This is a genomic window from Azospirillum soli (genome assembly GCF_017876165.1).
GTDB classification, from domain to species: Bacteria; Pseudomonadota; Alphaproteobacteria; order Azospirillales; family Azospirillaceae; genus Azospirillum; species Azospirillum soli.
In genome coordinates this window covers 1-14,543 of sequence record NZ_JAGINQ010000037.1, presented here as the reverse complement: position 1 = coordinate 14,543, position 14,543 = coordinate 1, and the positions used below count along the sequence as shown (strand labels likewise).

At 69.0% G+C, this 14,543-nt stretch carries 12 protein-coding genes; all 12 read left to right on the top strand.

Going from position 1 to position 14,543, the window contains the following annotated elements:
• The first annotated feature begins 22 nt into the window (after positions 1-22).
• The 12 genes from J2852_RS29650 (at position 23) to J2852_RS29595 (ending at position 14,501) form a co-directional block, all read left to right on the top strand.
• Entirely contained in the window at positions 23-1,009 is a 987-nt protein-coding gene (locus J2852_RS29650) for a ketopantoate reductase family protein (RefSeq protein WP_209882643.1), read from the top strand.
• A complete protein-coding gene (locus J2852_RS29645) occupies positions 1,002-2,231 on the top strand; it encodes a Zn-dependent hydrolase (protein ID WP_209882641.1) in 1,230 nt (409 codons plus the stop codon). The genes J2852_RS29650 and J2852_RS29645 overlap by 8 nt, the downstream gene beginning before the upstream one ends.
• Before the next feature lie 11 nt (positions 2,232-2,242).
• Positions 2,243-3,292 (top strand): histone deacetylase family protein, encoded by a 1,050-nt coding sequence (locus J2852_RS29640; protein ID WP_209882639.1) that lies wholly within the window; start codon positions 2,243-2,245, stop codon positions 3,290-3,292.
• Entirely contained in the window at positions 3,289-4,830 is a 1,542-nt protein-coding gene (locus tag J2852_RS29635; RefSeq protein WP_209882637.1) for an acetolactate synthase large subunit, read from the top strand. Before J2852_RS29640 ends, J2852_RS29635 begins: the two co-directional genes overlap by 4 nt.
• Before the next feature lie 26 nt (positions 4,831-4,856).
• The gene (kce, locus tag J2852_RS29630) at positions 4,857-5,801 is read left to right on the top strand and encodes a 3,5-dioxohexanoate:acetyl-CoA acetone transferase (protein WP_209882635.1); all 945 of its coding nucleotides are present in this window, start codon (positions 4,857-4,859) and stop codon (positions 5,799-5,801) included.
• Between the two features lie 15 nt (positions 5,802-5,816).
• On the top strand, positions 5,817-6,758 hold the full coding sequence (locus J2852_RS29625) for a DMT family transporter (RefSeq protein WP_209882633.1): 942 nt from the start codon (positions 5,817-5,819) through the stop codon (positions 6,756-6,758).
• A 190-nt stretch (positions 6,759-6,948) separates the two neighbouring features.
• Positions 6,949-9,258: a sensor histidine kinase gene (locus J2852_RS29620; protein ID WP_209882631.1), complete on the top strand. Its 2,310-nt coding sequence runs from the start codon at positions 6,949-6,951 to the stop codon at positions 9,256-9,258.
• A gap of 7 nt (positions 9,259-9,265) precedes the next feature.
• Entirely contained in the window at positions 9,266-10,882 is a 1,617-nt protein-coding gene (locus tag J2852_RS29615; RefSeq protein ID WP_209882629.1) for an ABC transporter substrate-binding protein, read from the top strand.
• A gap of 113 nt (positions 10,883-10,995) precedes the next feature.
• Positions 10,996-12,645: a tannase/feruloyl esterase family alpha/beta hydrolase gene (locus J2852_RS29610; protein WP_209882627.1), complete on the top strand. Its 1,650-nt coding sequence runs from the start codon at positions 10,996-10,998 to the stop codon at positions 12,643-12,645.
• A gap of 67 nt (positions 12,646-12,712) precedes the next feature.
• Positions 12,713-13,291, top strand: a complete 579-nt coding sequence (locus J2852_RS29605) for a hypothetical protein (RefSeq protein ID WP_209882625.1) — start codon at positions 12,713-12,715, stop codon at positions 13,289-13,291.
• A 135-nt stretch (positions 13,292-13,426) separates the two neighbouring features.
• Positions 13,427-13,870: a CopM family metallochaperone gene (gene copM / locus J2852_RS29600; RefSeq protein WP_246500080.1), complete on the top strand. Its 444-nt coding sequence runs from the start codon at positions 13,427-13,429 to the stop codon at positions 13,868-13,870.
• Positions 13,871-14,012: 142 nt separating this feature from the next.
• Entirely contained in the window at positions 14,013-14,501 is a 489-nt protein-coding gene (locus J2852_RS29595; protein ID WP_209882623.1) for a hypothetical protein, read from the top strand.
• The last annotated feature ends 42 nt before the right edge of the window (positions 14,502-14,543 follow it).

Below are 14,543 nucleotides of genomic sequence, written 5' to 3'. Positions count from 1 at the left end.
GCCGTCTCATGAAAGTCGCCCCATGAAGGTAGCCGTCATCGGGGCCGGCGCGGTCGGGGGACTCATCACCGCGCGGCTGAACGCCGCCGGCCTGCCAGTTCCCCTGGTCGCCCGGCGCCGGACGCTCGACACGTTGCGGCGGGAAGGGCTGACGGTCGAAGGGCCGTCGGCCGGCCCGATCACCGTACGCCCGCCGGTCACCGACGACACCCTGTCGCTCGGCCCCCAGGACGCGGTGGTTCTGGCGGTTCCGGCCTTCGCCCTGCCGGAGGTTCTGGAGCTGCTGCCGCCGCTGCTCGGGCGGAACACGCGGCTGGTGCCGGTGGTTGGCGGCATTCCCTGGTGGTACCCGGCGGGTGAGCATCCCCTCGTCTCCGTCGATCCGCAGGGGCTGCTGTGGAACGCCATCCCGGCGGAGCGCATCGTCGGCGCCGTTCCGCGCATCGCGGTGGAGCGCCGCACGCCGGGCTATGTGCGGCACCTGGGCGGCCTGCGTCTCGCGCTTGGGCCGGCGGTTGGCCCAACGGCTGGACAGGACGGTGCCGGCGACCTCGCCACGCTGTTCGGGGCGGCCGGTTTCAACGCCCCGGTGGCCGACAACATCCGGGCGGAGGTCTGGAGCGCGCTGCTGGCGCCGCTCGCCTTCGGGGCGCTGGGGCTGGTGACCGGTCTGCCGGCCCAGGACATCGTCCGGCATCCGGACCTGCAACCCGTCCTGGCGGCGGTGGTGGAGGAACTGTCCGGACTGGCGGCCCGCCTCGGCCATCCCGTCACGGTGGACCTGGATGACGCATGGGCGCTCGCCCAGCACCCCGGCCGCGTCCGGCCGGACCTGACGGCGGCCGGCCGAACGGAAATCGAAGCGGTGCTCGACGCGCCGCTGGAACTGGCGGAGCGCGCGGGCGTGGCCCTGCCCACGGTCGGCACCCTGCGTGCGCTCGTCCGCCAGAAACGACAACAAGCACAGCGACAACAAACACGAATGAATCGGGATAGGGACCATGTCTGAGCTGAGCATCAACGACGACCGTCTGTGGCAGACCCTGATGGAGCTTGCCAAGATCGGCGCGACGCCAAAGGGCGGCCTGTGCCGGCTGGCGCTGACCGACCTCGACCGCCAAGGGCGCGATCTCTTCGTTTCCTGGTGCGAGGCCGCCGGCTGCACGGTGACGGTGGACGAGGTCGGCAACATCTTCGCCCGCCGGCCGGGCCGCAACCCGGACCGCCCCGCCGTCTGCACCGGCAGCCATCTGGACACCCAGCCGACCGGCGGCCGCTTCGACGGCATCTACGGCGTGCTGGCCGGGCTGGAGGTGATCCGGTCCTTCAACGACCATGGCATCGAGACGGATGCCCCCATCGACCTGATCGTCTGGACGAACGAGGAGGGTGCCCGCTTCTCGCCCCCCATGCTGGGCTCTGGTGTCGCCATGGGCGTCTTCACGCTCGACCATGTGCTGGACATCCGCGACAACGACGGTCTGCGGCTGGGCGACGAGCTGGCGCGCATCGGCTACAAGGGCACGGTCCCGGTCACCGGCCACGCCATGGGCGCCTATTTCGAGGCGCACATCGAGCAGGGGCCGGTCCTGGAGACCGAAGGCTTCCAGATCGGCGTCGTCACCGGCGCGCAGGGCCAGCGCTGGTACGAGGCGACGGTGACCGGCCGCGAATCCCACGCCGGCCCGACGCCGATGCGGATGCGCCGCGATGCGCTGGCGGGTGCTGCCGTGATGATGGAGGCCGTCGAGGCCATCGCGCTGGAGGTCGGCGGCGACGCCTGCTCCACCATCGGCCGCATCCGGGCGGAACCGGATTCCCGCAACGTCATCCCCGGCAAGGTCTGGTTCACCATCGACCTGCGCAACCCCGACGCCGAAGCGCTGGCCCGCATGGACGCGATGCTGCGCGAACGTCTGGCCGCCATCGCCGACACGCGCGGCCTGGGGCTGGAGCTGACCGACTTCTGGGCCTTCCCCACCACGCCCTTCGCGCCGGATCTGGTCGGGCGGGTGCGCGAATCCGCCGTCCGGCGGGGCCTCAGCCACCGCGACATCGTCTCCGGCGCCGGGCACGACGCGGTCTACGTCGCGCGCAAGGTGCCGACGGCCATGATCTTCATCCCCTGCGAAGGCGGGCTCAGCCACAACGAGGCGGAGAACGTCCACCCCGACCACGCCTCCGCCGGCTGCGCCGTTCTGGCCGACGCCATCCTCGCGACCGCCCTCTGAGAGGAACGCCAATGCGCTACGTCTTTGCCGAGGCGCAGTTGCGCCACCGTCCGCCCACCTTCCTGGTGCGCGGCCAAGTGAAGCCCTGTCCGGAGAAGCCGGAGCGGGCGGAAGCCCTCGTCGGTTCCCTGAGGCAGCGCGGGGTGACCGTCGAGGAACCGCCTTCCTACGGCGCCGGCCCCCGCGCCGCCGTCCATTCCGCCGATTACCTGCGCTTTCTGGAGACGGCTTACGACCGCTGGTCGGTCCTGCCCGACGCGGCCGAGGTCATCATCCCCAACGTCCACCGCAACACCGACATGGCGGAGTATCCCACGGGCATCGTCGGGCAGGCCGGCTGGCACATGGCCGACACCGCCTGCCCCATCGGTCCCGGTACCTGGGAGGCGGTCTGCGCCGGTGCCGACACGGCGGCGCACGCGGCGATGCTGGTGGCGAGCGGTGCGGAGCGGGCGGCCTACGCGCTGTGCCGGCCGCCGGGGCACCACGCCTCGCGCGATATGGCCGGGGGCTTCTGCTACATCAACAACGCCGCCGTGGCGGCGCAGGCGACCCTGCCGATCCTGGCGGCGCAGGGCCGCGCGCCGCGCGTCGCCGTCTTCGATGTGGATGTGCACCACGGCAACGGCACGCAGGCGATCTTCTACGACCGCGACGACGTGCTGTTCGTGTCGATCCACGGCGATCCCAACAACTTCTACCCCTGGTTCGCCGGCTACGCGCACGAGCGCGGCAAGGGTGCCGGCCTGGGCAGCAACCTGAACATCCCGCTGCCGATGGGCACGGATGAATCGACCTTCCTCGACGCGGTGGATCAGGCGCTCGCCCAGATCGCGGCCTTCGGGCCGGAGGTGCTGGTGCTGTCGCTGGGCTTCGACACCTTCATCGGCGACCCGCTGGCCTTCTTCCGGGTGACCACGCCGGGCTTCGCGCGGCTGGGCCGGAAGATCGCCGGAGCCGGGTTGCCGACCGTTCTGGTGCAGGAAGGCGGCTACGACTGCGACGCGCTCGCCGCCAATCTGGCGAGCTTCCTGAACGGCTTTGCGGGGGAAACGCGATGATCGGGGCGGAAATTCTCGTCGGCACGCTGGTCGCGAACGGGGTGGACGCCTGCTTCGCCAACCCCGGCACGTCGGAATTGCACGCGCTGGCCGCCTTCGACTCCCGGCCCGGCGTGCGCTGCGTGCCGACGCTGTTCGAAGGGGTGGCAACTGGGGCGGCGGACGGCTACGCCCGCATGACCGGCAAGCCGGCGGCGACCCTGCTGCATCTGGGGCCGGGTCTGGCGAACGGCCTCGCCAACCTGCACAACGCGAAGCGCGCCCGCGTGCCGATGATCAACATCGTCGGCGACCACGCGACGTGGCACCGCCATGTCGATGCCCCGCTGACCTCTGACGTGGCGGCGCTGGCCGCACCGATGTCGGCCTGGGTGCGCGCGGTGCCGGACGCGGCGTCCATCGCCGCCGACACGGCGGACGCGATCCGCGCCGCGCTGACCCCGCCCGGCGGCATCGCGACGCTGATCCTGCCGTCGGACTCCTCCTGGGACGATGCCCCGGCGGTCGAGCCGATCCGGGTGGACACCCCCGCCCCAGCCGCGCCGGACGAGGGCGCTCTGCGCGGCGCCGCCGAGGCCCTGCGGGGCGGGCAGCGCGTGGTGGTGATGCTGAACGGTGCTGCGACGACCGAGGCCGGTCTGGCGCTCGCCGGCCGGATCGCGGCGGCGACGGGCGCCAAGCTCTACGCCCACACCGGCGCGACGCGCATCACGCGCGGGGCCGGCCGCGTGCCGGTGGAACGCTTCCCCTACCCCATCGACCTGGGCCTCGCCGCGCTGGCCGGGGCGGCGCACATCGTCCTGATCGGGGCGACGGAGCCGGTCGGCTTCTTCGGCTATCCGGGCAAGCCCAGCCGCCTCGCGCCGGAGGGCTGCCGCATCCACAACGTCGCCCCGCCGGGCATCGACGCGCTGGCGGCGCTGGGCTGGCTGGCCGATGCGGTCGGCGGCAACGGCACGCCGGTGCAGACGCTCGATCTGCCGGAGCTTGCGACCGGTGCGCTGACGGCCGACGCGGTGGGCCAGTCGCTTGCCGCCCTGCTGCCGGAGGGCGCCATCGTGGTGGACGAGGCGATCTCCTCCAGCCCCATGACCTACGGCCCCTGCACGGGCGCACGGCCGCACGACTGGCTGACGATCACCGGCGGTTCCATCGGCATCGGCATGCCGCTGGCGCTGGGTGCCGCCATCGCCTGCCCGGACCGCAAGGTGGTGAACCTCCAGGCGGACGGCAGCGGCATGTACACGCTGCAAGCCTTGTGGAGCCAGGCGCGCGAGCGGGCCGACGTGGTGACCGTCGTCTTCGCCAACCGCCGCTACGGCATCCTGCAATGGGAGCTGGGCAACCTCGGCTTCACGGAGCCCGGCCGCAACGCCCGCGCCTGCACGGACATCGGCAATCCGGACCTCGATTGGGTCGGGATAGCCCATGGCATGGGGGTGGAGGGTGGCCGCGCCACCGACATGGCGGAGTTCAACCGCCTTCTGGAAGCGGCGCTCCGCCAGCGCGGCCCCTTCCTGATCGAAGCTATAATCTAACGGCCATAATCTAAAGGGAGAAACCCATGGCGCCCCAGAAGAAGGCCGGCCGCAAGGTGATCGTCACCTGCGCGGTCACCGGCTCCATCCACACGCCCAGCATGTCGCCGCACCTGCCGGTGACGCCCGACCAGATCGCGGCGGAAGCCATCGCCGCCGTGGAGGCCGGTGCCGCCATCGTCCACCTGCACGCCCGCGACCCGGAAACCGGGCGGCCCACGCAGGATCCCGACCTGTTCGCCCGCTTCCTGCCGCGCATCAAGCAGGCGACCAAGGCGGTGGTCAACATCACCACCGGCGGCAGCGCCACCATGTCGGTGGAGGACCGGCTGCGCCCCGCCGCCCACTTCCAGCCGGAGGTCGCGTCGCTCAACATGGGCACGATGAACTTCGGCCTGTTCCCGATGCTGGAGCGCTTCCAGGACTTCAAGCACGACTGGGAGCGGAGCTATCTGGAGGGCAGCCGCGATCTGGTCTTCAAGAACACTTTCAAGGACATCGAGCACATCCTGCGGACCTGCGCCGGCAACGGCACGCGGTTCGAGTTCGAGTGCTACGACATCTCGCACCTTTACACGCTGGCCCATTTCCTGGACCGCAAGCTGGTGACGCCGCCGCTGTTCGTGCAGTCGGTGTTCGGCATCCTGGGCGGCATCGGCCCGCACCCGGAGGACGTGATGCACATGAAGCGCACGGCCGACCGGCTGTTCGGCGACCAGTATGTCTGGTCGGTGCTGGGCGCCGGGCGCAACCAGATGCCCATCGCCACGCAGTCGCTGGCGCTGGGCGGCAACGTGCGCGTCGGGCTGGAGGACAATCTGTGGGCCGGCCCCGGCCGCCTCGCCACCTCCAACGCCGAGCAGGTGTCCATCGTCCGCACGCTGATCGAAGGCCTCGCGCTGGAAATCGCCACGCCGGACGAGGCGCGCGCGATGCTCGACCTCAAGGGCGGCGACGCCGTGAACTTCTGACGAAAGCTTCCCGCCATGATAAGCCGCGCACGGGCGCTGGACTTGACGCTGGTCGCCCTGATCAGCGTTTGCTGGGGGCTGAACTGGCCCTCCGTCAAAATCGTGCTGACGCAGATTCCGCCCTGGACGTTGCGCAGCATCGGCTTCGCGGTCGGGGCGGTGGTGCTGTTCGCCTTCGCGCGCCTGCGCGGCGAATCCCTCGCCATCCCGCGCGGGGAGCGCTGGCCGCTGCTCGGTGTCGCGCTGCTGAACATGGCGGGTTTCAACATCTGCTCCGCCTTCGGGCAGATGAACATGGCGACCTCGGGCGCCGCGATCATCGCCTACACCATGCCGGCCTGGGCCATGCTGATGGCCATTCCGCTGCTGGGTGAACGTCCGGACGGGCGGCAGTGGGCGGGCCTGTTCTGCGGGTTGGCGGGGCTGGCCGTGCTGCTGGGACCCGATCTGGCTCGGGTCGGCGCCCTGCCGCTCGGCCCGGCCTTCATGCTGACGGCGGCCTTCTGTTGGGCGCTCGGCAGCGTTTTGATGAAGCGGACGGCCTGGACCATGCGGCCGGCGGCCGTCACCGGCTGGCAGTTCGCCCTGTCGCTGCCGGTGGTGCTGCCCTTCGCGCTGGCGCTGGAGCCCGCCCCCACCCTGGCGCTGGAACCGCGCGTGGTGGTGGCGCTGGCCTTCCACCTGCTGATCGCCATGGCCGCCGGCTATCTTCTGTGGTTCTCCATCGTGCGGCGGCTGAGCGTCGCGCAGGCGTCGGTCAGTTCGCTGATCGTGCCGGTTGTGGGCGTCACCGGCGCGATCCTGGTGCTGGGGGAGACGCCACCTATGCGCACCTTCCTGTCGCTGGCGCTGATCCTGTGCGCGGTGCTGCTGGTCGTCATGGTGCGTGACCGCCGGCCCCCGGTTCCCGCCGCCGCCCCTTCGCTGAATCGAGCGAACTGCGAACAGGAGGGCTGATACAAAGTTTCAGTGAGTCCAACTCATTGAAACTTGGTATCGGCGGCGACTGCCGCCGCGCCGCCCATGCGGCGGAGCCAAGCCGGCGGCCCATTCAAGACAAAGGGCCGGCGCCGGGCTCGTTCCACTTGCGCAACCCTGGATATCAGCGGCACTAAGAGGGCGTCTGCCGGACGGAAGGCGCCAGCGTATGGGCATCATCACCAGGGTTGCGATCGTCGGAGGCGCTCCCGTCGCGATTGCGGCCATCATCGCGCTCGTCGCATGGCTGCTTCTTGAACAGGCGGAGCGCATCCGCGAAGCGGCGATCGTGGCCGGCGCATCCCACCGCAACCTGATCGCGGCGACTGCGGCGCGCAACGACTTCATCCGCGCTCCCTTCGGGCACCGGGCGGAGCATGCCGCCCGCTTCGACACCTTCACCGACGCCGCCCGACGCGACCTGGAGGATCTGGCGCGCCGCGCCCGTGACGCCGAACAGGAAGAGGCCATCGCGCAGGCCCGGCACGCGCTCGGCAACTACGCCCGGCGCATGCGGGACTTCGTCGCGCTGACCAGGGAGAACGACCGGCTCGCCAACGAAATGCTGGCCCAGACCGCGCGCCTGACCGCGATCACGGAGGAGGCGCGGCTGCGCCAGCACACGGCCAATCTGGACATCGCCGCCGCCCTCGATGACGCCCACGGCAAGCTCCGCGCCGGCCAGCGCGTCGTCGAGGCGGCCCGCGACATCCGCGAACAGCTCTTCGCGTTGCGACTGGAGGATCCGGCCGCGAACGCCACGAACGCGGCCAACCGCCGGGAGATCGCGCGCCGGCGGCTGGCGGATGCCTTCCAACGGTTGACCGCTCTGCTGGCCGAGGAAGGCCGTGGCCGCGACGCCAAGGACCTCACCACCGCCCTGGACGCTTATGACTCCGCATCGCCCGACGATGCCGAAGCGATCCGCCGGGCCGGAGCGGCCATCGACGCCGGCACCTTTCGCCTTCTAAAGATCCGCAACACCGGCCGCATCGCCATCGAGGACGAGCTGACCCAGCTCATTGGGCACCTCGCCGACGCCAACGCGACCAGCCACGCCGTGCAGAACGTCGCCATCCGCGCGCTGGCGCTGGGCCGGCGCGCCACAGTGACCATCGAACAGGGGGATGCCGCCGCCGCCGCTGCCGTGCTGGCCGACAGCGCGTCGCTGACGGAGCTGGTCCGCACACTGCCCATGTCGCCGCTGATCCAGGGTGACGTGATCGCGACGGTCGAGCGGTGGCGCGAAGGGCTGGCGCAGGTCGGCGAGGGCTTGCGCCAACAGGCGGCGACGGTCGAGGGGATGGACCGCGACGCGGTGACGGTGGCCGACACGGCGAGCGACCTCGACCGCCTGTTCCGGCAGGACGCGGAACGGGTCGGCACGCTGCTGCGCACCATCCTGGCCATCGGCGCGACGGTCGGCCTGCTGCTGGGGGGCGGCAGCGCGCTGGTGGTGGCGCGCTCGATCACACGACCGATCACGCGGCTTCAGCAGGCGACCGTACGGCTCGCCGACGACCCGCTGGCCGGCGGAATCCCGGAAGTGGAACGCCGGGACGAGCTGGGCGACATGGCGCGTGCCATCCACTTCTTCAGCGCCGAACTCGGCCGCCGCGAACGCGACCTGCGCGAGGCCAAGAATGCCGCCGACGCCGCGCTGGAGGAATTGCAGCGGGCCACCGACCATCTGGTCCAGGCGGAAAAGCTCGCCTCGCTCGGCCAACTGGTGGCGGGCGTGGCGCACGAGATCAACACCCCGCTTGGCGTGGCGCTGACCGGCATCTCGCATCTGGAGGAGGAAACCCGCCGGATCGCGGCGGACGCGGCGCAGGGGCGGCTGCGCAAGTCCGATTTCGAGATGTATGTGGACACCGCGCGCGAGGCGGCGCGCATGGTCTACGCGAACCTGACCCGCGCGGTCGATCTGATCCAGAGCTTCAAGCTGGTCGCGGTGGACCGGGTCAGCGAGGAGCGGCGGCGCTTCGAACTCGGCGCCTATCTGGAGGAGGTCGTGTCCAGCCTGGCCCCCAGCTGGAAGAAGGCCGGCCATACCGTCACCCTGCACCGCGAGGAGGACATCGAGATCGACGGCCTGCCCGGCGCGCTGGCCCAGGTGGTCTCGAACCTGATCGTCAACTCCACCGTCCACGGCTACGCCGAGGGACAGCAAGGCCGCATCGACATCCGCATTGGGCGGACCGCCGACGGCCGGGTGGAGCTGGTCTACACTGACGACGGCCGGGGCATCCCGCCGGAAAGCCGGGCCAAGATCTTCGACCCCTTCTTCACCACCCGGCGCGCCCACGGCAGCACCGGGCTCGGCATGCACATCGTCTTCAACCTCGTCACCGTCACCCTGCGCGGCCGGATCGAGCTGGAAGCGGCCGAGCCGCAAGGGGTGCGCTTCATCATCCGCTTCCCGTCCAGCCCACCGTCGGGCGATTCGTACGACGCATCATCCGAAACGACCGTGTGAGGCCGCCATGCGCCCGTCCATCCGCCTCTTGCCGATCCTGCTGGTACTTCTGGCGGGCCTGACGGCGCTCGCACCGGCCGGGCCGGCGCACGCGGACCAGACTCTGGCCTATTGTTCGGAGGGGAACCCGGAAAGCTTCAACCCGCAGTTCATCACCACCAACACCGGGATCAACGCGGTCCTGCCCGTCTACAACAATCTGGTGGAGTTCGAACGGGGCACGACGCGGACCATGCCGGGGCTGGCGGAATCCTGGACCGTGTCGCCGGACGGGCTGGTCTACACCTTCCGCCTGAGGCCGGGGGTGCCGTTCCACGCCAACGCCCGCTTCACCCCGACACGCGCGCTGAACGCCGACGACGTGCTGTTCTCGGTGAACCGGCAATGGCGGGCCGATCACCCCTATCATCCCGTGTCCGGGGGCAACTACGCCTACTTCAACGACATGTCGATGGGCGAGTTGCTGACGTCCGTGGAGAAGCTGGACGATCTGACCGTCCGCTTCACGCTGGCCCGGCCGGAGGCGCCGTTCCTCGCCAACCTCGCCATGCCCTTCATGGCAATCCTGTCGGCCGAGTACGCCGAGCGCATGATGGCCGCCGGCACGCCGGAGGCGGTGGACATGGAGCCGGTCGGCACCGGTCCCTTCCTGTTCGAGGGCTATCAGAAGGACGTGTGGATCCGCCACAAGGCCTTTGCCGACCACTGGGGCGGGCCGCCGACGCTCGACCGGCTGGCCTTTTCTATCACCGTCAACGCGGCGGTTCGCCTGAACAAGCTGAAGTCGGGGGAATGCCACGTCATGGTCTTCCCCAACCCCGCCGATCTGGATCGGATCGCCGCCGACCCCGCACTGAAACTGCTGAAGCAGGAGGAGCTGAACATCGGCTACCTCGCCATGAACGTGCGCAAGAAGCCGTTCGACGACGTCCGGGTCCGCCGCGCGCTGAACCACGCCATCGACAAGGGGGCAATCCTGGACGCCGTTTACGGCGGCATCGCCCGGCCGGCCAAGAACCCCATCCCGCCGACACTGTGGTCCTACAACGACGAGGTCGCCGACTACGACTACGACCCGGACAAGGCCCGCGCGCTGCTGGCCGAGGCCGGGCTGCCGACCGGCTTCGCGGCAGCGCTGTGGTACATCCCGGTCACCCGCCCCTACAACCCCGACGCCAAGCGAATGGCCGAGATGATCCAGGCCGACCTGGAGGCGGTGGGCGTCCGCGTCACCCTGAAGACGGAAGGCTGGGCCGACTACCGCAAGCACCTCCAGGAAGGGGCGCACGACATGGCGCTCTACGGCTGGACCGGCGACAACGGCGATCCGGACAACTTCTTTTACGTCCTGCTCGGCTGCGAGGCGGCGCGGTTCGGCGGTTCCAACATCGCCAAATGGTGCGACCCGGCCTTCGACGCGCTGCTGCACGCGGCCAAACGCACCACCGACCTGGACCAGCGCAGCCGCTATTACCGCGAGGCGCAGGTGATCGCCAAGCGAGAGGCGCCGTGGGTGCCCATCGCCCATTCCCTGGTCTTCATGCCGTTGCGCCAGGAGGTGCAGAACTACCGCATGGATCCCCTCGGCCGGCACAGCTTCACCGGCGTGTATCTGAAGGAGTGAGCGGAACGCGGCAAAGCCCCGCTTGACCAATGGAAATTGCCGGAAGACATTCAACCGAAGCGAGGAAAATACCGAGAACACTCATCCGCATGAGGAACAAGGGAGGCGTTGGCATGCGCAAAGGTTACGGGACGGCATTCACGTTGGCGCTCGGCATCGGGCTAACCGCAACCTCGACAAGCGCGGCCGGAGATGCCTCGGATTTCGCCGCGCGTTGCGCGGCACTGGCGACGCTGTCGATCCCCGAAACGAGCCAGCTTTCGGCCACGGTGGTCGAGGGCTCGACCGCCACGGCGGCGGGCCAGCCCCTGAACATCCCCACCTATTGCAAGGTGCGCGGAGTGATTGAACCGACGATCACCGTTGAGGTGCGGCTGCCTATCGATTCGGCCTGGAACGGCCGGTTCTTCCAGTCGGGCTGCGGCGGCATGTGCGGCGGGGTGCTGTCCGACTATCCGCACCTGTTCAACTCCAGCCTGCCGGGGCAGGCGCGCGGCTACGCCGCGGCGACCAGCGACACCGGTCACACCGGCAGCAACGTGGACGGCCGCTGGGCCTACAACAACCAGCCCGCCAAGGAGGATTTCGCCTACCGCAGCATCGGCGAGACCGCCCGCGTCGGTAAGGCGCTGGTCGCCGCCTTCTACGGCAAGCCCCAGGACAAATCCTATTTCGCCGGCTGTTCGACCGGCGGCCGGCTGGCCGTCAAGGCCGCCCTGAAATACCCGAAGGAGTTCAACGGCATCGTCGCCGGCGCCCCGGCGCTGGACTATCCGGGGCTGGTCGGCACGGCCTTCGCGTGGCTGCTGCGCACCAACCTGGACGCTGAGGGGCGCAAGGTGCTGACCGGCGAGACGTGGGGCAAGGTGGAGCGGCTCTACAAGGCCACAGTGGAGCAGTGCGATGCGGCGGACGGTGTCGCCGACGGGGTCATCGCCGACCCGCGCCAGTGCAAGAAGACCGATTTGCGCGCGCAGTCCTGCGGCGCCGCCCAGGGTCCCGATTGCCTGACCGAAAACGATCTGCGGGTCATCGGCCAGTGGCGGCACGGCGCCCACGATTCGAAGGGCCGACCGCTCTATCCCGGCGGCGTTCCGGAAGGGTCGGAGCCCTATTGGGGCCTGTGGCTGACCGGTTCGCCCAACCCGGACTTCAAGGCGTTCCCCTACGGCTTCGCCGATCCGATCGCCACCGACTTCCTGCGCTATCTGGCCTTCACGCCGGATGCCGGGCCGGATTATCAGGTCAAGGACTTCCGCTTCGACAGCGACCCGGCGCGGATGGCCGCCTCTTCGGCCCTGCTCAACGCCGATGACCCGGACCTGTCGGCCTTCCGCAAGGCCGGCGGCAAGATGGTGATGTACCATGGCTGGGCCGACCCGCTGGTAACGCCTTACAAGACGGTCGAGTATTACGAGGCGGTCCGCCGGAAGGTCGGCGATACCAAGGCGGTGGATGGATTCCTGCGACTGTTCATGATCCCCGGCCTCGACCATTGCGGCGTTCAGCGCACCGGCTTCGAGACCAACTTCGGCCCCGGCATCGACGAGCGGAGCATCGACCCACTGACCGCGCTGGAGCATTGGGTCGAGCGCGGCAAGGCCCCCGACGTGCTGCCGATGACCGCCTTCGTTGTCGACAAGGGCGCGGCCAAGGACGCCACCCCCGCCTGGACGCGCGATCTCTGCCGGTTCCCGCAGCGGACCGTCCTGAAGGATCCCAAGTCCGACTGGACGAGCCCCGCCAACTGGACCTGCCGCTGACGGCTGCCGCAAGGAGTTTCCCTGTCGTATAGTCCGGTTCAGATAAGATTGTACGACAGGGAATCCCATGCCGATCCGTATTGCCGCCGTCATCGCCCTCAGTGCCGTTCTCGCCGCCGGGAGTGCCAAGGCTCAGATGCCGATGGACCACGCGTCGCACCACCAGGGCGCCGCAACCTCAACGCCGGCCGGAACGCTGCCGGAGCCGACTATGCCCGGCCAGGACGCCTTCGGGACGATTCAAGAGATCGTCGGCATCCTGGACGCCGATCCGAACACGGACTGGTCCAAGGTGGACATCGAGGCACTGCGCCGGCACCTCGTCGATATGAACGAGCTGACGTTGCACGCCAAGGCGGTGGCAACGCCGGTGGACGGCGGCGCGCGCTTCGACGTCACCGGCGAGGGCCGCACGCTGGAGGCCATCCAGCGCATGGTCCCGGCGCACAGCCATGAGATCAACGGCCTGAACGGCTGGTCCGCCAAGGCGGAGCCGTCGGCGACCGGCGCCACGCTGACCGTAACCTCCGCCGACCCGAAGCAGGTCGCCCGCATCCGAGGCCTGGGCTTCATCGGCGTCATGGCGCAGGGCGCCCACCACCAGACGCACCACCTTGCCATGGCGCGGGGCGGATTCCATCACTGATCCATCGCATCGGAATTCTTTACATCAGAATTTCCTAATGGAACTGACCGGGACGCCGCCCCGTTAAATGGACATCCGCCGCCGCCTGGCGGCGGGGTCCACGCAATGAAAAAGGCAAGGGAAAGGACCTCGGCCATGGCATCGACCCGGCTCCTGCGGCTGTCCGCACCGCTTCTTCTCGGCATGGCTCTGGCAGCGACGCCCGCCCTGGCGCAGGGACAAGGCGGTCCTCCGGCGGGCAGTCCGCCGATGCAGGGGCACCCCGGCATGATGCAGCAGGACATGAAGCGCCCGAATATGCCGCAGGATCCGGCGTCGCGCGCCTACATGGATTCCATGCGGAAGATGAACCATGCCATGATGGGCCGCCGGATGACCGGCGACGCCGACCGTGATTTCGCGTCCATGATGATTGCGCACCATCAGGGAGCCATCGACATGGCCCGCGTGGAGTTGCAGCACGGCAAGGACCCCGACCTGAAGGCCATGGCCCAGAAGGTCATCGACGACCAGTCGCGGGAGATCAAGGAGCTTCAGGACTGGCTGAGCCGTCATCCACCCCAGGCCGCTCAGCGCTGAGGATCCCGTTTGTCGCCGTAGAGTAGATCTGTTTAAAAGTTCGCGAGGAAAACTGCGAGGTGGTAGGAAATTCAGTCGAGTAGATCGGTTTAGAAAAAGAGGTAATCTGGTTAGAAATGTAGAGCGGTTCAGGTGAAAAGTCTTGGCCCGTCCTCCGACCGATACTCCCCTGACCAAGGTACCTGACGAGGTTTGGCAGACCGCGCGTGAGCGTGAGCGGGTCATCAGAACCCTCGTTCAACAGCCGGTTCTGTACGGGGCTCGCAGCGAGGTCATAGTTGCCGCAGCCAACGAGCTTGGGATCACCCTCCAGTACCTTTATCGCCTCGTCAAAGCATATGCCGCCGATCCGCGGACCCGCTCCCTGCTGCCCAGGATGCCCGGACCGCAGGCCGGCTTGCGGCGCCTGCATCCCCAAGTCGAGACGATCATCGAGGAGGAGATCCAGACCCGCTACATGGATCTTCTCAAGCCGAAGAAATCGCTGCTGATCAAGGGCATACATGCTCGGTGCGCCGCCGAAGGGTTGGGGAAGCCGGCCCGGGAGACCGTCGACGCCCGCCTAGCGGTTATCAGCAGGTTGTGTCAGATCTTGCGCCACAACGTGATTGAGGGCCTGGCGGCGTGCTGAATTGGATGGGGTGAGTTACGCGACGGCGATCATGTCGCGTAA